Below are 19,692 nucleotides of genomic sequence, written 5' to 3'. Positions count from 1 at the left end.
TACAATGTCCAAGTTGAGCTTTGCTGCTTTCGTCGTCGTTGTCGCGATCTCCGGAGCGGCTTCGGCACAATCGTCCGATCCGCGCGGCGCGTGCAAGGCGGACTATGACAAATTCTGCGCCGGCATCGCGCCCGGTGGCGGCAAGATCATCGCCTGCCTCAACGCCAAGCGCGATCAGCTTAGCGCGACGTGCAAGGCGGCGCTGGACAGTCGGAAGAAGTAAGCGGCGAGTTGCTCAGCTCGGCAACGGCGGCGGGCTCGCGGGCTGCTCGATCGGCGGGGGCGAGGGCGGCTGCTCGGCCGTCGGCGCGGGCTCCGGCTTGACCAGCGGCTCCACCTCATTGCCGCCCTTGTAGACGCGGGCGTAGCGGTGGCCGAGGCTGGTCAGCACCTCGTAGCCGATCGTGCCGAAATGATGCGCGAGCTCGTCGACGGTGATGCCCTCGCCGAGCAGCGTCACCATGTGGCCGCGCCGCGCCGCATTCGGGGCCAGGTCGGTGATGTCGATCGCGATCAGGTCCATCGACACGCGGCCCGCGACCGGGCAGCGCTTGCCGGCGACAACGACCTCGGCGCCGCGGGTGCCGTCATTGGAGCTGGCGGCGCGAAAATAGCCGTCGGCATAGCCGACCGCGATGATCGCGAGCTTTGTCGGCCGCCGCGCAGTCCAGGTGCCGCCATAACCGACGGTCTCGCCGCGCTCGACATTGCGGGTCTGCACGATGCGCGCCTTGAGGTCGACCACGGACTGCATCGGGTTGTCGGCCTCAGGCGTCGGGTTGACGCCGTAGAGCGCTGCGCCCGGCCGAACCAGGTCGAACTGGAAGGGCGCGCCGAGGAAGATTCCGGAGGAATTGGCGAGCGCAGCGGGCACGCCGGAAAATTCGCTGGCGATACCGCGGAAGGTCGCCAGCTGTTTTGCATTCACGGGACTGTTGAGCTGCTCGGCCGAGACCAGATGGCTCATCACCAGCGCGATGCCGTGATCGCCGGCGTTGATGCGGGGGATGATGGCCTGCGCCTCCGCAAGCGTCAGCCCGAGCCGGTTCATGCCGGTATCGATGTGGATCGCGGCGCCCCCGGTCCAGCCGGTGCGGCGGCAGAACACGTCCCATTCGGCGAGCTCGTTGAGATCGCCGATCACCGGACGGCAATTGATCCTGGCGTAGTGCTCGCCGGTGTTCTGGAAATAGCCGCCGAGCACGTAGATCGCGGCCTCCGGCACGGCTTCGCGCGCAGTGCGCGCTTCCTCGATGGTGGCGACGAAGAAGGTCTTGCAACCGGCCTTGCTAAGGGCCCGCGAGACCTGTGCGGCGCCGCAGCCATAGGCATCGGCCTTGATCACGGCCGAGCACTCGGCCGGCACCGCCGTCTTCTCGAGCTTGCGCCAGTTGGCGATGATGGCGTCGAGATCGACGGTGAGCACGCCGCCATAGGCTGCGAGCGCGGCAGCCTGATTGGCCTCCGCGGAGAGGAGGCCAGCTTGCGGGATCATTTTCGGGTCGGACGCCATTGTCATGGCGTCGTTTTACGCAAGAGGCTGGTCCGGTTCAAGGAATTCAGTAGTCGTTGCTGCTGCGAGCCGGCAGCTGACTGTCAGGCGCGAGGTCGCCGAACCGCGTGACCGAGGCTTCGAACGCCAAATCGACAGTGCCTGTCGGGCCGTGGCGCTGCTTGCCGATGATGACTTCGGCCTTGCCGTACGCAAGGTCCATGTCCAGGCGCCATTTCTCGTGCTCGGGCGTGCCGGGGCGCGGCTCCTTCATCGCGAGGTAATATTCCTCGCGGTAAACGAACAGCACGACGTCGGCGTCTTGCTCGATTGATCCGGATTCACGCAAGTCGGAGAGCTGCGGCCGCTTGTCCTCGCGGGATTCGACCTGGCGTGAGAGCTGGGACAGCGCGATGACCGGAACATTGAGCTCCTTGGCGAGCGCCTTCAGGCTGGTCGTGATCTCCGTGATTTCCTGCACGCGGCTGTCGCTGGCGCGCTTGCCTGAGCCGGAGAGCAGCTGGATGTAGTCGATCACGAGCAGATCGAGGCCCTTCTGGCGCTTCAGCCGGCGCGCGCGCGCCATCAGCTGTGCGATCGAAAGGCCGCCGGTCGCGTCGACATAGAACGGCAGCGACTGCAGCTCGATCGAGACCTCCCGGATCTTGTCGAAATCGGCTTCCGAGATGCCGCCGCGGCGGATGTGGGAGGAGGAAATGCCGGTGCGCTCGGCCACGATACGCGTGGCGAGCTGGTCGGCCGACATTTCGCAGGAGAAGAAGCCGATCACGCCGCCATTGGCGGCCTTCATGGTGCCGTCAGCCTGGACCTCGGCGACATAGGCCTTGGCGACGTTGTAGGCGATGTTGGTCGCCAGCGAGGTCTTGCCCATGCCGGGGCGTCCGGCCACGATGATCAGGTCGGAGTGCTGGAGGCCGCCCATCTTGGTGTCGAGGTCGCGCATGCCGGTCGAGATGCCGGACAGCTTTCCATCGCGCTGGAACGCTTTGGCCGCGAGATCGACCGCGACCGCCAACGCCTGCGAGAATTTCTGGAAGCCGCCGTCATAACGGCCGGATTCGGCGAGCTCGTACAGGCGGCGCTCGGCGTCCTCGATCTGCGCCCGCGGCGCGAAGTCAACCGGCGCGTCATAGGCGACATTGACCATGTCCTCGCCGATGCCGATCAGGTCGCGTCGCAGCGCAAGATCGTAGATGGTGCGGCCGTAGTCCTGGGCGTTGATGATGGTGGTCGCTTCCGCCGCGAGCCGCGCCAGATATTGCCCGATGGTCATGCCGCCGACATCGGTGTCGGCGGGGAGGAACGTCTTCAGCGTCACGGGCGTGGCGATCTTGCCCATCCGGATCAGGCTGCCGGCCGTCTCGTAGATGGTCTGATGCAGCGGCTCGAAATAATGCTTCGGCTCGAGGAAGTCGGAGACGCGGTAGAAGGCGTCGTTGTTGACCAGGATCGCGCCGAGAAGGCTCTGTTCCGCCTCGATATTATGCGGCGCGCTCCGATACGCGGGAGTTCCGGGTTCGGGCGCGAGTTTGAGGACGTTCGAATCAGTCAGGGCCATGGTCGAGGGTTAGCAATTTTCTGGGCGGATGCGGGGCCGGGATAAAGCGCCGCCTCGAGCCAAAGCGGAAGCAAAAGCTGGCCGCTATCAACCGCTCAGTTAAAATGGTGGATGATTAGCAGCCGCAGCACGCGCCGCGCTTGACGGTTTTTGCGGAACTCGCCCGTCCCGGAAGCGGCCGTGACCGTGCCACGGAAAAATCCGGGTGACATGAACCAAATGGATTGGCGCGCAGACGTATCGAGAAGCGCGCGAAATGACGCACGCCGGGAGCTTTGGGCTCGGATTCAGACCAGCAGGAGGTAGACCAGCGCAACCAGGGCCGCTCCGACGCCGGTGGCGATCAGGGCGTAATCGGTGCGGAGGTCGTCCTGCACGTCGAATGAGGTTTGGGTCCGCTTGCTCATGGCGACGGTCTAAGCCGACCCCGACAAGACTTATGTGAAACAGATCACATCTCCCCGGATTCTTTCGGGGTACGACCCGGAACAGGCAGGCGGTCGCGGGGTTATCTCCCGCCACCAGGGAACGAGGCGAGCGATGCGGCCAGAACGGCAGCACCAGAATTGGCGAAGCGAGGCGGGCAGCCGGCTTTGGCTGTCCGGGCTGGTCGCGGCCATGCAGCACGCCGAGCGGCCCGAAGTGCGGCGCGAGCCTGTCTCGCCCGAGACCCTCGCGAACCTGCGGGCGCAACTGGCGTTGACGGCCTCGTCCCGGTCCTCCCAGATATCGACCCTTCGTCACTAGGATTCATTCACCACCAGCGTCGGGCCCGGGTTCGGCGCCTCTTGCGCACGATGACGGGTGTCTGCGGCGTCGTGACTTTGCGACGATGTGCCGCTTCCGACAGGTGGCGCGTCGTCTCACGAGGCCACCGGCATTCGAACGAGCTGCAGCGCTATTGCGCTGTGATCCAGCCGATATTCCAAAAGCGTTAATCACATCCTTGCGTGTGGAGGCTGCTTCCATTCGCGGCTCAATCCGCTAAAAGGTGACCCGCCGCCGCGCCCTATGCCGGCTGCATTCGCGTAAATTCAATGGAGATGATGGGAATGTCGAGCCGAGCGCTCAGCCTCGCGACGGTATTGCTTCTGATCGGCTTCGGCGCGACCGATACCGTCCTTGCGCAGGCGACGAACCTCGAGGCCGGCAAGGCCCCATCCCAGCTTTTCGCGCAGACCTGCAGTGCCTGCCACAAGAGCCCGCGCGGCCTGCTGAAGACGGTGGCGCCGGGCTCGCTGCCGGGTTTCCTGCGTCAGCACTACACCACCAGCTCCGACATGGCCGGCGTGCTCGCGTCTTATCTCGTCTCCAACGGTGCCACCGACACCCGCTTCCAGGCCAAGGACGGCAAGGACAAAAAGGACGGCGCCAAGGAGAAGGAAGCCAATACCGCGCCGGACCATCAGGGGCGCCGGCAGCGCTCCCAGGACGCCGCCAAGCCGGACGGCGAGGCCGCCGCTCCCGCGCCCGAGGGCGCCCGTCAGAAGCGCGCGGCGCGGCAACCCGAGGAGGGATCGAAGGAAGGTGCGAGGCCCGAGGGCCAGGCAGCGCCCGAGGGACGCAAAGCCAAGCGTCGCGGCAAGCCCGGGACCGAGGAAGCACCGAAGGTCGACGCCGCCGCGCCGGCCACTGAAGATAAGAAGAGCGAGCCGAAGGCCGAGACCAAGCCCGACACGGCCAAGCCTGACACGGCCAAGGTCGAGCCCGGCCGTGACGAGGCGAAGCCCGAGACCAAGCCGGCAGAGAAGCCGGCTGAGGCCAGGCCTGATAGTGCCAAGGTCGAGCCGCGCGGCAGCGATACGCCGGCGCTGCGGCCCGATCCGGTGCCGCAGGTCACGCCGGCTGCGCCGTCTGCCGCCGCGAAGCCCGCCGAGTCCAAGCCGGTGGAGGAGGCTGCCCCCAAGCCTGCCGCGAACTCCGTGAGCTCCGAGCCGGCAACCAAGTCGCAGGAGCCTGCACCGCCCGCGACCGCTGCGGCCCCGCCCGCGGCGGGGGCCGCCGACTCGTCCGGTCCGCCCACACCGCCGATTTCGCGTTAAGCGAGCCAGATTTTCCGTCGATCGCGAAGGCCGCACGCATCGCGGCCTTCGCATCGTCTTGACCGCAATTAGAGTGTTACTCTAGAGTAATGCTCCAGGAGGCGTCGATGACGACGAGCGTGCGTGACGACCTGTTGGCGGCCGGGCTTTTCGTGTTCGACCGCGTCGGCTTCGAAGCTGCGACGGTGGCAGCGATCCGGGCCCGGGCACGCGCCTCCAACGGCAGCTTCTTTCATGTCTTCGGATCGAAGAAGGAACTGGCGGGTGCGCTGTTCCTTGAGGTGCTCAGGCACTATCACGCCGCAGTGCTGGCCGCGCTCGATCCGATGCCCAGTGCCGGGCAGGGCATCGATCGGCTGATCCGGGCCCATCTCGACTGGGTGGTGTCGAGCCGGCGCGAGGCCCGCTATCTCTTCGAGATCTCGCGCAGCGAATGGGGCGAGGACGTCCGCGACGCCCAGCGCGCGCAGAATGCGCGCCTTGCCGAAGGCATCGAGCGCTGGCGCGCACCGTTGGTTGCCGGCGGCGAGCTTTTGCCGATGACGCCGGTGATGTTCGTCAGCCAGCTCATCGGCCCTGCCCAGATCTTCTGCCGCGCCTTTCTCTCGGGACGTGACCGCGCCGATCCGCGCAGCGAAGCCGACACGCTTGTCGCCTGTGCCAACCGTGCGCTGCGGCCACCCGATCGCATCCACAAGCAATAAGGAGAAGCCGCATGCGAGCCGAAGCAGATCCCGAATTCGCAGCCGTAGCCGAGCGCATCCACGCCAATGTCGGCCGGCAGGGTTTTATGAGCCTGGTGGGCGCCGAGCTCTCGGAATTGTCGCGCGGCACCTGCACGATTGCGGTCGCGCGCCGGCCCGAGCTGCTCCAGCAGCACGGCTTCTTCCATGGCGGCGTCACCGCCTTCCTGGTCGACAACGCCACGACCATCGCAGCGGCGACCTCGCGCGGTCAGCCGGCGTTGACGGCGGAATACAAGCTCAATCTGTTGTCGCCGGCGGTCGGCGAGAAGCTGATCTGCCGGGCCAGGGTGATCAAGCCGGGCCGCCAGGTTTCGGTGGTCGCAGCCGACGTTTTCTGCGTCAGCGACGGCGTCGAGAAGCACACGGCAACTGCGCTCGCCTCGATCGCGATGCTGAGCGAGGACGTCGGCGCCAAAACGAAAAGCCCGGCCGCCTGAGGCGGCCGGGCGTCGCAACCTGCGCGAACGCGGGTCTTACTTCTCGGTCTCTTCCGCAGCCGGCGCCGGTTCGTCGTCCTGCTGGGCTTCCGGATCGAAGAACTCGCCGGCGGCGGCGATCGCTTCGGCGGCCGCATCGCGGTCCTCGTTGCGGGTCGAGATGTCCTCGCCGCGGTTGATGCGCTCGGCTTCGTCCTGGCTGCGCGCAACCGTGACGCTGACCTCGACCTCGACCTCGGGGTGAACCGCGACCGTGATGGTGTGCTTGCCGATGGTCTTGATCGGCGCGTCGAGCTGCACCTGCGGGCGGTCCAGCGAAACACCGTCAGCTTCGAACGCCACGACGACGTCACGCACGGTGACCGAGCCGAACAACTGGCCGGCTTCCGAGGCCTGACGGATCACGATGATGTTCTTGCCCTCGATCTTCTCGGCGATCTTGGACGCCTCGCCCTTCGATGCAAGGTTGCGGGCCTCGAGGTCGGCCTTCATGCCGTCGTACTTGGCGCGGTTGTCGGCGGTGGCGCGCAGCGCCTTGCCGCGCTTGAGCAGGAAATTGCGGGCATAGCCGTCGCGAACCTTCACGACTTCGCCCATCTGGCCGAGCTTGCTCACGCGTTCCAGCAAAATGACTTCCATATTCTTTCTCCTTCGAAGTGTTGAGTGAGTTGGGTTTTGGGGTTGAACTCAAGAGGTCGGCAGCGGCGGTGGCTGGCGGCTGCGCAGGAAGCGCTCGCGGAAGCCGAACACGGCGTCCGCGAGGCCGAGGATCACCATCGCGATGACGGGCCAGCCGAACACCACGACGACGGCATAGGTCGAGCCGAGCCAGAAGGTGCGGCTTTTCAGCGCCAGCGTCAGCGTATGCAGTACGGCAAAACCGGTCAGCGCATAGCCCATCATCAGGGCCGCCGTCGTGATCTGCGCGACCATCGCGAGCAACCCGCTGGTGAAGCAGAACGCGAGCGCGATGCAGAGCGCCACCAGCGTCATCGGTGGCAGCTCGGCCGTCATCATGTCCGGCCACGGACGCAGCAGGCGGCCCGATGTCGCCGTTATCCTGGCGCTGAGCCAGAGATTGAGGGTGAGCGTCATCATCGCGACGACGGTGGCGGCAGCCGGAGCGATGAGCACCAGTGCGTCGACGAACTGACCGGCTTCGCCTGATGTCTGCGGGTCGGCGGTGCGGAGCAGGCGCATCAAGCCGCGCCGCAGCGTGCCGGTGATGGTCTCGGCATCAGTGCCGAGCGTGAGCAGGGCGGCGATCGTGGTCAGCGCGGCGAAGCCCGCGATCCACAGCAGGATGCGGCCGACCGGATACCATTCGAGCTCGGGCTCGGCCGGCGGCTCGGTGGCGGCTTCCGGCGCGACGGGAGAAACCCGCCGGCTGAGCAGGACGAGATGGCCGAGCCACCACGCGGGCAGCGCGACGGTGACGGCAAAGGCGATGCAGTAGGGCAGGCCGAACAGGGCCCCGAGGCCGATCGCGGCTGCGATGCCGCCGAGGCTCGCGCAAAGCGGTCCCCAGCCGATCGAGGCGACCATCAGCGGCAGCGGTGCGAGATAGAACAGGACGAGCGAGATCAGCGCGCCCGACACGATCGAGGCGAACATCAGGGCCGACGCAGCGCCGGCGACCAGGGCTATCAGTCCAAGAGTCATCATCAGCTGTCCCGCTCCCTTCGAGCGGTTAGAGGCATCTCGCCCCAACCATCGGCGACCGGACGACCCGGAAGCCTTATGAAACCAAAAAAGCGCGGCCGGCGGCGATGTCGCCGCCGGCCGAATTCGTCTTAGCGAATGACGTAGGGCAGCAGGCCCAGGAAGCGCGCGCGCTTGATGGCGCGGGCGAGCTCACGCTGCTTCTTGGCCGACACCGCGGTGATGCGGCTCGGCACGATCTTGCCGCGCTCGGAGACGTAGCGCATCAAGAGCTTGGAGTCCTTGTAGTCGATCTTCGGAGCATTTGCGCCCGTGAACGGGCAGCTCTTGCGACGACGGAAAAACGGACGGCGTGCACCAGCTTCAGCCATTGATCTTACTCCGCATCCGGCGTTGTCGTTTCAGCTTCGTCGCGCGGACGGCGCGGACCGCGGTCACCGCGGAAGCCACCACCGTCGCGATCGCCGCCACGGAAACCACCCTCGCGGTCGCCACGGAAACCACCGCCTTCGCGATCGCCACGGAAGCCGCCGCCACGGTCGTCACGCTCGCGGTCACGGTCGGCCTTGCGCATCATCGCCGACGGGCCTTCCTCGAGCTCCTCGACGCGGACGCTGAGATAGCGGATCACGTCTTCGCTGATGCGCTCCTGGCGCTCGATCTCGGCGATCGCCGCGGACGGCGCGTCGATGTTGAGCAGCACGAAGTGCGCCTTGCGGTTCTTGTTCATGCGGTAGGTGAGGGAGCGAACGCCCCAATTCTCGGTCTTGGTGACCTTGCCGCCGAGACCTTCGACGATGCCGGTCATCTGCGCAGTCAGCTCTTCGACCTGCTGCGTGCTCGCGTCCTGGCGCGCGAGAAAAACATGCTCATAGAGAGCCATAATGGTCCTTTCCTCATGTTGGCGCATCGCCCGGCGTCAAGCCCTTAAGAGGCCTTCGGAAAGGACTCTGGGATTAAGCTCAGAAGGCGGAAACACGGGACGACGGGCCGACTGGCCCTGCCACACCAAAATCACGAATGATTTGCTGAGACCGTCCGTTCAGCTCCCGGCCGGGGTCTGCGGATGGCGCGCTTATACGGATTTTGGCCGGCTTTGCAAGGTTGGAGGGCCGTGTTTTCGGCTCCGGATGGTTCCGGTGCGGGCAGCGGGACCGGGTCTGCCCGGACCATACCAGCTTGATTTATTTGTTTGTATAGCATACAAAGAAATCGACGCGGAGGACCCCAATGGCGGAAAAGTCGGTCCATGAGCCGTTCGAGGCGGCTGGCGACCCCAAGCATGCGGCACGGGCCACACGTTCGGCCGGCCGCAAGATGAGGTCGCTGCTGCTGGATGCGGCCAGCCCGCTGTTCAGGGAGCGGGGACTGTCCGGCACCGCAATCACCGACATCGCCGCCGCCGCGGACGCGTTCCCGAGCCAGATCACCTATTACTTCCGCACCAAGGAGGCGCTGTTCGTCGAATGCGCCTGCCGCGAGCTGCTGTATCTGGCGCGGGCGACGGAGCAGGCGGCGCTGAAAGCGCGCACGCCGCGGGACTACACCCGTGCGCTGGCCGAGACCGTGACGGCGAGCGATTCGGTCGCCTTCTTCGCCGAGGCGCTGACGCTGACCCGGCGGCGCCAGGATCTAGCGCCGCTGGTCGAGCGCACCATCGAGCGCCTGCACGGTGAAGGCGCACGCGCCTATGCGAGCCAGGTCGCACGGCACGGCTGGCGCTCCCTGCGTGCGCCCGACGAAAGCTCGCGGCGGTTCTGGGCCGTCGCCATCGGCGTCATTCTCGAGGGGTACGCCATGGGCCGGTCGCCGGATGAATTATGCGCCGAGATGCTGCGTGTGCTCGGCGAGCAGGCGAAATCAGCCAGCGACACGGCGCGGCTCCGTCTGGTCGACGAGCGCGACGCATCTGGCAGTTCGAATGAGGAGGGTTAGGCCATGACCGCACTTCGCATGCGTGCCCGCGATTTCCTGACCGACGACCAACTCGCCGACGTACGACAGCGCGTGACCTGGAAAGGCGTCGCGCTGATCGTCCACGCCTGGGCGCTCATTGTCGCGGCGATCGCTTTGGTGGCGTGGTGGCCCAACCCGATCACCTACCTTCTCGCCGTTGCCATCATCGGTTCGCGCCAGCTCGGGCTCGCGATCCTGATGCATGACGGCGCGCATGGCTGCCTGTCCGCCGACGAGAAGACCAATCTGGCCCTGAGCCAATGGTTCTGCGCCTATCCTCTCTTCGCGGAGACGCGCAGCTATCGGCGCTACCACCTTCAGCATCACGCGCGCACCCAGCAGGAAGACGATCCCGATCTCGTGCTGTCGGCGCCGTTTCCGATCACCAAGCTGAGCTATCGCCGCAAGTTCATTCGCGACATCACCGGGCAGACCGGCTACCAGCAGCGCAAGGCGCAACTGCTCAATGCGCTCGGGCCGAAGGACTGGACGTTGCGGCAGCGCGCTGCGCATTTCTGGGAGAAACTCGGCCCGCAATGCCTCGCCAATGCCGCGATGTTCGCAGCGCTCGCGGCAGCCGGCGTGTGGTGGGCCTATCCGCTGCTATGGCTGGTGCCGCTGTTGACCTGGATGATGGTCATCACCCGGATCCGCAACATCGCCGAACACGCCGTCGTGCCCGACAGCAGCGATCCCTTGCGCAACACCCGCACCACGCATGCGAATTTTTTCGAGCGGCTGTTCATCGCGCCGTACTACGTGAACTATCACCTCGAGCATCATCTCTTATTCTATGTGCCCTGCTACAATCTGCCGAAGGTGCATCGGTTGCTGAGTGCGAGCCGGCACGCCGGCCGCATGGAGGTGCAGCCGGGCTACACCGCGGTGCTGCGGCTGGCGACCGCGAAACCGGACTGGGATGACCGGCCGGGGCAGCTCGTGAACAGCGCGCGCCGCGCGCAGGCAGGGGCCGCGGTCGACGCCAATCAGACCAATGGTGGATTCTAGAGCCAGCGTTCCCCGTTAAATCCCGGGCGAAGTTCCTATCTTGGCTTGACATTCCAGCCCCGGACAGTGTCTACGGCCCCCTTTGGAGCATGATCCGGAACCATGGCCTAAGGCCGTGCGTCATCGGCTGCCGGTTCTCGCAGGGATCACGCCCGACAAGCAGGGAGCGCCGATGACGGCAGCATTCACATTTCCGGGGCAGGGGTCCCAGGCGGTTGGCATGGGCAAGGCCCTGGCCGACGCCTTTCCGGTGGCGCGCGCCGTATTCGACGAGGTCGATGCCGCGCTTGGGGAGAAGCTGACGGCGATCATCTGGGATGGTCCGGCAGAAACGCTCCAGCTGACACAGAACGCCCAGCCGGCGCTGATGGCGGTATCTGTCGCCACCCTGCGCGTGCTGGAGGCCGAAGCCGGGTTTTCCGTGGGACGGGACGCGGCCTTCGTCGCCGGCCATTCGCTCGGTGAATATTCGGCGCTGGCTGCGGCCGGCAGCCTGACGATCTCGGATACTGCGCGGTTGCTTCGCACCCGCGGTCTCGCAATGCAAAAAGCCGTGCCGGTCGGCGCCGGCGCGATGGCCGCTCTCCTTGGTCTCGACTACGAGGCCGCCATGGAGGTCGCAGGCGAGGCGGCACAGGGCCAGGTCTGCCAGGCCGCCAACGACAATGGCGGCGGGCAAGTGGTCGTCTCCGGCGACAAGGCTGCGGTCGATCGCGCCGTCGAGATCGCCAAGACCAAGGGCGCCAAGCGCGCAATGCTGCTGCCGGTGTCCGCACCGTTCCATTGCAAGCTGATGCAGCCCGCCGCCGACGCCATGGCGGAGGCGCTGGCGAAGGTCACGATCAAGGCGCCGGCGGCGCCGCTGGTGTCGAACGTGCTGGCGAGCGCCATCAGCGATCCCGACGAGATCCGTCGCCGCCTGGTCGAGCAAGTCACCGGCACGGTGCGCTGGCGCGAGTCGGTTGCCTATATGGCAGGGCAGGGTGTCAACCGCTTCTTCGAGATCGGCGCTGGCAAGGTGCTGTCTGGTCTCGTCAAGCGCATTGCGGACGGCGCTGTCGGCGTGTCGGTCAGCGGGCCGAACGACGTTGCCGCTGCCAAGGATGCATTGGCCGCTGCGAAGCAGGCCTGAAGGAGTTTTTTCAATGTTCGACCTGACTGGCAAAAAGGCGCTCGTCACCGGCGCGACCGGCGGCATCGGCGGCGCGATCGCGCAGGCGCTGCACGCGCAGGGTGCTACCGTTGCGATTTCCGGAACGCGCAAGGAAGTGCTGGATGAGCTTGCCGGCAAGCTCGGCGAGCGTACCCACGTGCTGCCATGCAATCTCTCCAAGGCCGACGAGGTCGAGGCGCTGGTGCCCGCCGCGGAAGCCGCGATGGGGCAGGTCGACATTCTCGTCGCCAATGCCGGCATCACCCGGGACAATCTCTTCGTCCAGCTCCGTGACGAGGACTGGGAGGAGGTCATCAACATCAATCTGACCTCGACCTTCCGCCTGGCGCGCGCCGCGACCAAGCTGATGATGCGCAAGCGCTTCGGCCGTATCATTGCCATCACGTCGATCGTCGGCGTCACCGGCAATCCCGGGCAGGGCAACTACACGGCATCGAAGGCCGGCCTGATCGGCATGATCAAGACGCTCGGTGCCGAATACGCCAAGCGCGGCGTGACCGCGAACTGCATCGCGCCGGGCTTCATCAAGACGCCGATGACCGATGCGCTCAACGACAAGCAGCGCGAGACGATTCTGGCCAAGGTTCCGGCCGCCCGCCTGGGGACGCCGGAGGACATCGCAGCCGCCGCCGTCTACCTGAGTTCGAACGAAGCGGCCTACGTCACGGGACAAACCATCCACGTCAACGGCGGCATGGCCATGATCTGACGTCTCCTTCCGCACTGCCCACAAGGACGGTGCGGAATGCGGCAAACGGCCGTTTCCGGTGCGAAATGAGGCTTGTAGTCAAGGCAGTTGAAGTATGATAACCGGACGCTCAACGGATGGGCAAAGAACGCCATTGCAGGTTTTTGAAACCCTGTATATTGGCGATGCGGAGCCTTGGCCGTCTCGCCGGGCCTGCATCGGTTAAGATGGGGCCAATCAAAGTTCGTAAGCGAAGGCAGTCAACGACCACGACGGCTCGTATCGTCCCGGGGGGTCGGGTCTACAGGGAACAACACGAGGTTATGCAATGAGTGACATTGGCGAGCGGGTTAAGAAGATCGTGGTCGAACACCTTGGTGTTGAACCCGAGAAGGTTGTCGACGCTGCGAGCTTCATCGACGACCTCGGCGCCGACAGTCTGGACACCGTCGAACTGGTGATGGCGTTCGAAGAAGAATTCGGTTGCGAGATTCCGGACGACGCCGCGGAGACGATTCTCACCGTCGGCGACGCCACGAAGTTTCTCGAGAAGAACGCGAAGAGCTAAGGCTCTTCATTTTCGCGGGGACAACATTGAAACCGGACGGGCCGCTGACCAGCGGTCAGCCGGTTTCTTGTTATTGGCCGTGAATCTTTCGATGCGGAGTTTTCGGACATGAGGCGGGTTGTCGTCACTGGTCTCGGCATGGTGTCGCCGCTCGGCTGCGGCGTCGAACCGACCTGGAAACGCATCCTCAACGGCGAAAGCGGCGCACGCAGGATCGAGAGCTTCGATGTCTCCGATCTCCAGACCAAATACGCCTGCACCGTCGTGCGCGGCGACGGTACGAACGATACGTTCAATCCCGATACCTGGATGGAGCCGAAGGACCAGCGCAAGGTCGACGACTTCATCATCTTCGGCATGGCCGCAGCCGGCCAGGCGCTCGATGATGCCAACTGGCATCCCGAGACCGAAGAGGACAAGTGTGCGACCGGCACCATGATCGGTTCCGGCATCGGCGGCCTTACCGGCATTGCCGAAACCGCGATCCTCCTGAAGGAGCGCGGACCGCGCCGGGTGTCGCCGTTCTTCATTCCGGGCCGCCTCATCAATCTTGCCTCCGGCTACGTCTCGATCGCGCACGGCCTGAAGGGGCCGAACCATTCGGTGGTCACGGCCTGCTCGACCGGCGCACATGCGGTGGGCGACGCCGCCCGCCTGATTGCGCTGGGCGATGCCGACGTCATGGTTGCCGGTGGCGCCGAGTCGCCGATCAGCCGTATCGGCATTGCCGGCTTCAACGCCGCGCGCGCGCTCTCGACCGGCTTCAACGAAACGCCCGAGAAGGCATCGCGTCCCTACGACAAGGATCGCGACGGCTTCGTGATGGGCGAGGGTGCCGGCGTCCTCGTCCTGGAAGAACTCGAGCACGCTCAGCGCCGCGGCGCCAGGATCTACGCCGAGGTGATCGGCTACGGTCTTTCGGGCGATGCCTATCACATCACCTCGCCGTCGCCGGATGGCGATGGCGGCTTCCGCAGCATGTCGGCAGCGCTCAAGCGCGCCGGACTCACGGCATCCGATCTCGACTACATCAACGCCCACGGCACCTCGACGCCGCTCGGCGACGAGATCGAGCTCGGTGCGGTCGAGCGGCTGCTCGGCAACGCCGCTTCCAAGGTCGCGATGTCCTCGACCAAATCCTCGACCGGCCATCTCCTCGGTGCCGCCGGCGCGATCGAGGCGATCTTCGCCATTCTCGCGATTCGCGATAATGTCGTGCCGCCGACCATCAATCTGGACAATCCGTCGGTCGAGACTGCGATCGATCTCGTGCCGCACATTGCGAAGAAGCGCGAGGTCAACGTCGCGTTGTCGAATTCTTTCGGTTTTGGCGGTACCAACGCGTCGGTGATCTTCCGCCGCCTGGTGCATTAGTTTACGTTTGAAACGAATCCACCGTTTTGCCGTATTCGGCGATAGTCATACCCCGTGGGCGCGTGCATTGGCTCGGCAAGCGATTGCCTGGCCGCGATTGAACCGGCAGGATTCAGGTTGCTTCGATGAGTGAAAGGCCGCCCATTTCGCCCCGGAGTCCGCGGGCAGCGCTGGAGCCCGAGCAGGTCCCGCCGCCGCCGAGGCGATCGGACCGGGCGCGCAATCCCTTCGTGATCGTCGGCAACGCCATCATCACCCTTCTGCTGATCGCCATGCTGGGCGCCGGCGGCGTCTACTATTACGGCCGGCAGGTGCTCGAGGCGGCGGGGCCGCTGAAGGAAGACAAGATCGTCAACATCCCGCAGCGGGCCGGCAAGCGCGACATCGCCGAGACGCTGAACCGGGAAGGCGTGACCGACGTCAATCCCTGGGTGTTCATCGCCAGCGTCGCCGCGCTGAAGGCGAGCTCGGACCTGAAGCCGGGTGAATATTCGTTCCAGAAGAACGCCTCCTTGCGCGACGTCATCGCCACCATCGTCGAGGGCAAGGTGGTGCAGCATTCCGTCACGATCCCGGAAGGCCTGACCTCTGAGCAGATCGTGGCGCGGCTGTCCGACAACGACATCTTCACCGGCAGCGTCCGTGAGCTGCCGCGCGAAGGCACGCTGCTGCCGGAGACCTACAAGTTCCCGCGCGGGACCCCGCGTGATCAGGTGATCCAGCGCATGCAGCAGGCGCACAAGCGCGTGCTGGCCGAGATCTGGGAGCGCCGCAGCCAGGACACTCCTGTGAAATCTCCGGAGCAACTGGTGACGCTGGCCTCGATCGTCGAGAAGGAGACCGGCAAGCCGGACGAGCGCAGCCGTGTCGCTGCCGTCTTCGCCAACCGGCTCAAGCAGAAAATCAAGCTGCAGTCCGATCCGACCATCATCTACGGCCTTGTCGGCGGCAAGGGTACGCTCGGCCGTCCGATCAAGCGCAGCGAGATCACGCAGCCTTCGCCCTACAACACCTATGTGATCGAGGGACTGCCGCCCGGCCCGATCTCCAACCCCGGCCGCGCCTCGCTGGAAGCCACCGCCAACCCGGCCCGCACCCGCGACCTCTATTTCGTCGCCGACGGCACCGGCGGGCATGCCTTCACTGAGACCTACGACGCGCACCAGAAGAACGTCGCGAAACTCCGCGCGATGGAGAAGCAGATCCAGAACGACACGGTCGAGCCGGCCGAGGATGCGCAGCCGCCGGCGGCCGCCGCGCCCGGCGCGGCCGCGGATCCGCCGACCGCGACCACGCCGGCGCGGCCCAATCAGCAGAAAAAGCCGCCAGCCGCTCGCCCCGCTGGTCCCGCGCCCGCCCGTCAGGGCGCCGTGCAGCCGTCGCCGCCGGTGGTCCAGCGCTAGGTTCGCGCAGACCTGCCTGCGGGACTTTGTGGATTCCACTTTCCTGCAAAATAGTCTTAAGATTCGCGTGGCCTGATGGGCCTCGCGAATCCTGTGTGTCCGGAGAAATTGACCTGATGGCGCTGTCGTCCATGACCGGCTTTGCCCGAAGCCACGGCGCTAGCGGGCCGTATACGTTCGAATGGGAATTGAAGTCGGTCAACGCCAAGGGCTTTGACCTCCGGGTGCGGTTGCCGCAGGGGTTCGACGAGCTCGAGGCCCACGCCAAGAAACGCGCCGGTGAGCTTCTGTCGCGCGGCACGGTCTACGCCAATCTCAACGTCAAGCGCGCCAACGCCGCAGCCTCGGTCCGCGTCAACGAGGACGTGCTCAATGCCGTCCTGAAGGCGGCTACGATGATCGCCGGCAAGGTCGATGCGGTCGCGCCGAGCGTCGACGGCCTGCTCGCCATCAAGGGCGTCGTCGAGGTCGCCGAGCCCGAGGGTGACGAGGAGGAGGACAAGGCCGCGCGTGCCGCCGCCGCGGAGGCCTTCGACAAGGCGCTCGCCGATCTCGTCGAGATGCGCAAGCGCGAGGGCACGTCGCTCGGGCAGATCCTGACCCAGCGGGTCGACGAGGTCGAGTTGCTGGCGAGGAAGGCGGAAGCCGCGCCGGGCCGCAAGCCCGAGGCAATCAAGGCGAGGCTCGCCGAGCAGATCGCAACCCTGCTCGACACCTCCGACCGTTTCGATTCCGACCGCCTGATGCAGGAGGCGATCCTGATCGCCACCAGAGCCGACATCCGCGAGGAGCTCGACCGCATCGCCTCCCACATCGCGCAGGCGCGCGAGCTGATCGGCAAGGGCGGCCCGATCGGCCGCAAGCTCGACTTCCTGGCGCAGGAGTTTCACCGCGAGGTCAACACCTGCTGCTCGAAGTCGAACGACATCGAGCTGACCAATACGGGCCTGGCCATGAAGAATGTGGTCGAGCAATTCCGCGAGCAGGTCCAGAATCTGGAGTGATCGATGACGACGGGCGGTCACGGAACTGACGGTGTCGAGCGGCGTGGATTGATGTTCGTGCTGTCCTCGCCGTCGGGTGCGGGCAAGACGACGCTGTCGCGTCTGCTGATCGAGCGCATGACCGGCCTGCGGATGTCGGTCTCCGCGACCACGCGGGCGATGCGGCCCGGCGAGGTCGACGGCCGCGACTATCTGTTCGTCGACAAGGCCAGGTTCGACGCGATGGTGAAGGGCGACGAGCTGCTGGAATGGGCGACCGTGTTCGACAACAGCTACGGCACGCCGCGTGCGCCGGTCGAAGCGGCGCTGTCGGCCGGGCAGGACGTGCTGTTCGACATCGACTGGCAGGGCACCCAGCAACTCCGCGAGAAGGCACGCGCGGACGTCGTCAGCGTGTTCATTTTACCGCCCTCGGCCGCCGATCTCGAGAAGCGGCTGCATTCGCGCGCGCAGGATTCCGACGAGGTGATCCGCAAGCGCATGAGCCGCGCCAGCCACGAGATGAGCCACTGGGCCGAGTACGACTACATCGTCATCAACCACGCGGTCGACGAGGCGTTTGCCGAGGTGCAGTCGATACTGAAGGCCGAGCGCCTCAAGCGCGAGCGGCGGACTGGCCTCGTTGGTTTCGTACGAGGTTTGCAAGGCCAGCTTCAAGGTTAGGCTTCGAGAGGCGCGGTCCTTCCTGCGCCAGCCGTTCCAGCATCGCCGTGATCACGTCGACGTCGACGGCGTCCTCGATCTGCAGATCGTCGGCGCGATCGGCCGGCACTTTGTCATTGATGTCGTTGGCCGTGAGCCGGGGGCCCGATGCCTCGATCTCGAACTCTCCTTTGAACATGTCGGCCTCGTCGAGCTCTGCGACCTCGTGGCGGGCTTGGGGCGCTCGCTGATCGACGACATCGATCAAGCGATCGATCGCCTGGAGCTGCGCGGCCTTGATCTGCGCAGCCTTGGGCTGCGCGGCTTCGCGCTGGGCAGCTTGGGGACGCGCGGCCGCCTGGGGACGGACGGCATCGAAATCCACCGGGCGCGGTTGCTGCGCGCGCGACGCGGCAGTCGGCATCGCCTCGAGCCAGGGCGCGCGGCCGTCGTCGTGCGGCTCCCGATTGTCCCAGTTGACGCGGCGATGGTCAGCGGCCTGGACGCGGATGCGTCGTCTGCCCGCGAAGCGATAGACGATGCTGGCGAGGAGGCCGGCGAGCGCCAGCGCGCCGCCGATCACGAGCAGTAGCGTCTGGAGCGAGCCGGTCGCTTTATCGGTGGTTGCATCTGCCGCGGCAAGCGCGACCGGGGCGGGGGATTTTGACGGCTTTGCGCTCGGCGGTGCGGGCGAGGCGACAGGAGCGGGCGCAGCTTGCGGCGCGGGCGACGTGGCCGCGGCGGAGGCATCGGGCCAGCGCGTGGCGACCGCGGGCTGCTGCGCGTTGCTGTCGGCGGAGGGAGTGGCAGCTTGTTGCATCGGCGCTGGTTTCGCTGGCGCGGGCGCATTCGGCGTCGCCGGCGCGGCATTGCTCTGCGGCGTCAGATATTCGGCGCGTGCGTCCTGCACCGGGTGCTGCTGCGGCGGAGCTGAATCTGCCGTCGGTGCATCGGGCGCAGCCTGCGCGGTCTGCACGGCCTTGGCGCTGTCCTTGACGCTATCCTTGCCGCCTTCGGCGCGCAGATACCAGCATTGCCGCTTGGTCCCGCGCTCCAGGCGATAGTACCAATGCTGCCCCTGCGGCGCGACGCCCTTTGGCGAGGCGAGGCAGTCGCCGGCGGCATTTGCCGTGCTCGTTGCCTCCGGCGCATTCTGCGACACGGCGGCCAGTGGCGCGCCGGCGATGATGCTGCCGACAAGCGCAGATATGAACTTCGCGGTGCGGTTGCCCATCCTGGTCTCCCGATTACGCATAACGCAACTCTTTACCTTCCCTTTGTCATCAAAGACTTGGGTGGCAATGAGCCGCAAATCCGGAGAGGATGTGGCTTGAATCGGGCCCGCGCGGCGTTCGTTCCGCCGCGAATTCAGGCGTTTTCGAGGGCTATTGCTTCGCCGAACTCCAGGTTCCGCCGCAGCCGTCGGAGCGGCGCCACGTTCCGGAACCACTGCGGCCCGAGAGCCGGCCCGTGCTGGTAAAGGTCACGCCCTGGCCCTGGCCGAACGTGCTGACCGAGCCCCCCTGGCTGACGGTTCCGCGAACGCCTTCGCCGATGATCTTGCCCGAGCTCACGACGACTGCGCCGCTCGTGCTGCCGCCGCAACCAACGCTGACGACCGCCCAGGCGCCGTCGAAACCGCCGCCGCCACCTCCACCGCCACCTCCGCTTCGCCGAGGCGACGAGCGTTCCTCGGTCGCCGGCTTGCTCCGGCGTGAGGGCGCGGCCGGCTCGGCCGAGCGGCCTGAAGAAGGATCCTGGCGCGAGCCGGACAGCGATTTCTCGTCATTGCCGATCGAGCCGCCGGCGCTGCCGGATTGCGCGAGGGCGGACGACGAGGCGAGGGCGAGGTTGAGGAGGGACGCAAGGGTGATCGTGCGGACGACGGCATTGGGCATGAGGAAACTATCCGAAATG

General features: G+C 66.0%; 21 protein-coding genes. 13 read left to right on the top strand and 8 right to left on the bottom strand.

Going from position 1 to position 19,692, the window contains the following annotated elements; genetic code table 11:
• The first annotated feature begins 4 nt into the window (after positions 1–4).
• The gene (locus AC5ZFO_RS18110) at positions 5–223 is read left to right on the top strand and encodes a cysteine rich repeat-containing protein (RefSeq protein WP_014495816.1); all 219 of its coding nucleotides are present in this window, start codon (positions 5–7) and stop codon (positions 221–223) included.
• A gap of 12 nt (positions 224–235) precedes the next feature.
• On the opposite strand, the gene alr is transcribed toward AC5ZFO_RS18110, so the two are convergent.
• Positions 236–1,513 (bottom strand): alanine racemase, encoded by a 1,278-nt coding sequence (alr, locus tag AC5ZFO_RS18105; RefSeq protein WP_282522421.1) that lies wholly within the window; start codon positions 1,511–1,513, stop codon positions 236–238.
• A gap of 46 nt (positions 1,514–1,559) precedes the next feature.
• A complete protein-coding gene (locus AC5ZFO_RS18100; protein ID WP_282522310.1) occupies positions 1,560–3,071 on the bottom strand; it encodes a replicative DNA helicase in 1,512 nt (503 codons plus the stop codon).
• A 1,052-nt stretch (positions 3,072–4,123) separates the two neighbouring features.
• Between AC5ZFO_RS18100 and AC5ZFO_RS18095 the strand changes: the two genes are divergently transcribed.
• The 3 genes from AC5ZFO_RS18095 (at position 4,124) to AC5ZFO_RS18085 (ending at position 6,296) form a co-directional block, all read left to right on the top strand.
• Positions 4,124–5,113 (top strand): hypothetical protein, encoded by a 990-nt coding sequence (locus AC5ZFO_RS18095; protein WP_282522311.1) that lies wholly within the window; start codon positions 4,124–4,126, stop codon positions 5,111–5,113.
• A gap of 107 nt (positions 5,114–5,220) precedes the next feature.
• The gene (locus AC5ZFO_RS18090; RefSeq protein ID WP_028157568.1) at positions 5,221–5,817 is read left to right on the top strand and encodes a TetR/AcrR family transcriptional regulator; all 597 of its coding nucleotides are present in this window, start codon (positions 5,221–5,223) and stop codon (positions 5,815–5,817) included.
• An 11-nt stretch (positions 5,818–5,828) separates the two neighbouring features.
• Positions 5,829–6,296 carry a PaaI family thioesterase gene (locus AC5ZFO_RS18085; protein WP_282522312.1) on the top strand — a complete coding sequence of 156 codons (468 nt, stop codon included), beginning with the start codon at positions 5,829–5,831 and terminating at the stop codon, positions 6,294–6,296.
• Positions 6,297–6,332: 36 nt separating this feature from the next.
• Here the strand turns inward: AC5ZFO_RS18085 and rplI are convergent, their stop codons facing one another.
• The 4 genes from rplI to rpsF form a co-directional block, all read right to left on the bottom strand.
• Entirely contained in the window at positions 6,333–6,935 is a 603-nt protein-coding gene (gene rplI, locus AC5ZFO_RS18080; protein ID WP_282522313.1) for a 50S ribosomal protein L9, read from the bottom strand.
• A gap of 48 nt (positions 6,936–6,983) precedes the next feature.
• Complete coding sequence (locus AC5ZFO_RS18075) at positions 6,984–7,961, bottom strand: YybS family protein (RefSeq protein WP_282522314.1); 978 nt, start codon at positions 7,959–7,961, stop codon at positions 6,984–6,986.
• Between the two features lie 128 nt (positions 7,962–8,089).
• On the bottom strand, positions 8,090–8,329 hold the full coding sequence (gene rpsR, locus AC5ZFO_RS18070; protein WP_007592020.1) for a 30S ribosomal protein S18: 240 nt from the start codon (positions 8,327–8,329) through the stop codon (positions 8,090–8,092).
• A gap of 5 nt (positions 8,330–8,334) precedes the next feature.
• On the bottom strand, positions 8,335–8,841 hold the full coding sequence (rpsF, locus tag AC5ZFO_RS18065) for a 30S ribosomal protein S6 (protein WP_014495806.1): 507 nt from the start codon (positions 8,839–8,841) through the stop codon (positions 8,335–8,337).
• A 347-nt stretch (positions 8,842–9,188) separates the two neighbouring features.
• Between rpsF and AC5ZFO_RS18060 the strand changes: the two genes are divergently transcribed.
• The 9 genes from AC5ZFO_RS18060 to gmk all read left to right on the top strand — a co-directional run bounded on the left by AC5ZFO_RS18060 (position 9,189) and on the right by gmk (position 17,796).
• Entirely contained in the window at positions 9,189–9,893 is a 705-nt protein-coding gene (locus tag AC5ZFO_RS18060; RefSeq protein ID WP_282522315.1) for a TetR/AcrR family transcriptional regulator C-terminal domain-containing protein, read from the top strand.
• A 3-nt stretch (positions 9,894–9,896) separates the two neighbouring features.
• Positions 9,897–10,922, top strand: coding sequence for a fatty acid desaturase family protein (locus AC5ZFO_RS18055; RefSeq protein WP_282522316.1), 1,026 nt, complete (start codon positions 9,897–9,899; stop codon positions 10,920–10,922).
• Positions 10,923–11,094: 172 nt separating this feature from the next.
• Positions 11,095–12,054, top strand: a complete 960-nt coding sequence (gene fabD / locus AC5ZFO_RS18050) for an ACP S-malonyltransferase (RefSeq protein WP_282522317.1) — start codon at positions 11,095–11,097, stop codon at positions 12,052–12,054.
• 13 nt (positions 12,055–12,067) lie between these two features.
• A complete protein-coding gene (gene fabG, locus AC5ZFO_RS18045; RefSeq protein ID WP_028147729.1) occupies positions 12,068–12,805 on the top strand; it encodes a 3-oxoacyl-[acyl-carrier-protein] reductase in 738 nt (245 codons plus the stop codon).
• A 307-nt stretch (positions 12,806–13,112) separates the two neighbouring features.
• Entirely contained in the window at positions 13,113–13,352 is a 240-nt protein-coding gene (locus AC5ZFO_RS18040; RefSeq protein ID WP_008130699.1) for an acyl carrier protein, read from the top strand.
• Between the two features lie 108 nt (positions 13,353–13,460).
• Positions 13,461–14,726 carry a beta-ketoacyl-ACP synthase II gene (gene fabF, locus AC5ZFO_RS18035; RefSeq protein WP_282522318.1) on the top strand — a complete coding sequence of 422 codons (1,266 nt, stop codon included), beginning with the start codon at positions 13,461–13,463 and terminating at the stop codon, positions 14,724–14,726.
• A gap of 125 nt (positions 14,727–14,851) precedes the next feature.
• Positions 14,852–16,129 (top strand): endolytic transglycosylase MltG, encoded by a 1,278-nt coding sequence (mltG, locus tag AC5ZFO_RS18030; protein ID WP_282522319.1) that lies wholly within the window; start codon positions 14,852–14,854, stop codon positions 16,127–16,129.
• A 116-nt stretch (positions 16,130–16,245) separates the two neighbouring features.
• On the top strand, positions 16,246–17,133 hold the full coding sequence (locus AC5ZFO_RS18025) for a YicC/YloC family endoribonuclease (RefSeq protein WP_282522422.1): 888 nt from the start codon (positions 16,246–16,248) through the stop codon (positions 17,131–17,133).
• Between the two features lie 3 nt (positions 17,134–17,136).
• Entirely contained in the window at positions 17,137–17,796 is a 660-nt protein-coding gene (gene gmk / locus AC5ZFO_RS18020; RefSeq protein WP_028147733.1) for a guanylate kinase, read from the top strand.
• Here the strand turns inward: gmk and AC5ZFO_RS18015 are convergent.
• Positions 17,729–19,009, bottom strand: a complete 1,281-nt coding sequence (locus AC5ZFO_RS18015) for a hypothetical protein (RefSeq protein WP_282522320.1) — start codon at positions 19,007–19,009, stop codon at positions 17,729–17,731. The two genes, gmk and AC5ZFO_RS18015, sit on opposite strands and share 68 nt — an antisense overlap.
• Positions 19,010–19,160: 151 nt before the next feature.
• Complete coding sequence (locus AC5ZFO_RS18010; protein WP_282522321.1) at positions 19,161–19,673, bottom strand: hypothetical protein; 513 nt, start codon at positions 19,671–19,673, stop codon at positions 19,161–19,163.
• Positions 19,674–19,692 lie beyond the last annotated feature (19 nt).

The organism is Bradyrhizobium sp. Unk1 (assembly GCF_059512345.1).
The sequence above is the reverse complement of the archived record's forward strand: the minus strand, read 5'-3'. Positions and strand labels throughout refer to the sequence as shown.

Bases quoted from the DNA above. Each gene is read 5' to 3' on its own strand.
- AC5ZFO_RS18110 (WP_014495816.1), top strand. From the start codon at position 5: ATGTCCAAGTTGAGCTTTGCTGCTTTCGTCGTCGTTGTCGCGATCTCC.
- alr (WP_282522421.1), bottom strand. From the start codon at position 1,513: ATGGCGTCCGACCCGAAAATGATCCCGCAAGCTGGCCTCCTCTCCGCG.
- AC5ZFO_RS18100 (WP_282522310.1), bottom strand. From the start codon at position 3,071: ATGGCCCTGACTGATTCGAACGTCCTCAAACTCGCGCCCGAACCCGGA.
- AC5ZFO_RS18095 (WP_282522311.1), top strand. From the start codon at position 4,124: ATGTCGAGCCGAGCGCTCAGCCTCGCGACGGTATTGCTTCTGATCGGC.
- AC5ZFO_RS18090 (WP_028157568.1), top strand. From the start codon at position 5,221: ATGACGACGAGCGTGCGTGACGACCTGTTGGCGGCCGGGCTTTTCGTG.
- AC5ZFO_RS18085 (WP_282522312.1), top strand. From the start codon at position 5,829: ATGCGAGCCGAAGCAGATCCCGAATTCGCAGCCGTAGCCGAGCGCATC.
- rplI (WP_282522313.1), bottom strand. From the start codon at position 6,935: ATGGAAGTCATTTTGCTGGAACGCGTGAGCAAGCTCGGCCAGATGGGC.
- AC5ZFO_RS18075 (WP_282522314.1), bottom strand. From the start codon at position 7,961: ATGATGACTCTTGGACTGATAGCCCTGGTCGCCGGCGCTGCGTCGGCC.
- rpsR (WP_007592020.1), bottom strand. From the start codon at position 8,329: ATGGCTGAAGCTGGTGCACGCCGTCCGTTTTTCCGTCGTCGCAAGAGC.
- rpsF (WP_014495806.1), bottom strand. From the start codon at position 8,841: ATGGCTCTCTATGAGCATGTTTTTCTCGCGCGCCAGGACGCGAGCACG.
- AC5ZFO_RS18060 (WP_282522315.1), top strand. From the start codon at position 9,189: ATGGCGGAAAAGTCGGTCCATGAGCCGTTCGAGGCGGCTGGCGACCCC.
- AC5ZFO_RS18055 (WP_282522316.1), top strand. From the start codon at position 9,897: ATGACCGCACTTCGCATGCGTGCCCGCGATTTCCTGACCGACGACCAA.
- fabD (WP_282522317.1), top strand. From the start codon at position 11,095: ATGACGGCAGCATTCACATTTCCGGGGCAGGGGTCCCAGGCGGTTGGC.
- fabG (WP_028147729.1), top strand. From the start codon at position 12,068: ATGTTCGACCTGACTGGCAAAAAGGCGCTCGTCACCGGCGCGACCGGC.
- AC5ZFO_RS18040 (WP_008130699.1), top strand. From the start codon at position 13,113: ATGAGTGACATTGGCGAGCGGGTTAAGAAGATCGTGGTCGAACACCTT.
- fabF (WP_282522318.1), top strand. From the start codon at position 13,461: ATGAGGCGGGTTGTCGTCACTGGTCTCGGCATGGTGTCGCCGCTCGGC.
- mltG (WP_282522319.1), top strand. From the start codon at position 14,852: ATGAGTGAAAGGCCGCCCATTTCGCCCCGGAGTCCGCGGGCAGCGCTG.
- AC5ZFO_RS18025 (WP_282522422.1), top strand. From the start codon at position 16,246: ATGGCGCTGTCGTCCATGACCGGCTTTGCCCGAAGCCACGGCGCTAGC.
- gmk (WP_028147733.1), top strand. From the start codon at position 17,137: ATGACGACGGGCGGTCACGGAACTGACGGTGTCGAGCGGCGTGGATTG.
- AC5ZFO_RS18015 (WP_282522320.1), bottom strand. From the start codon at position 19,009: ATGGGCAACCGCACCGCGAAGTTCATATCTGCGCTTGTCGGCAGCATC.
- AC5ZFO_RS18010 (WP_282522321.1), bottom strand. From the start codon at position 19,673: ATGCCCAATGCCGTCGTCCGCACGATCACCCTTGCGTCCCTCCTCAAC.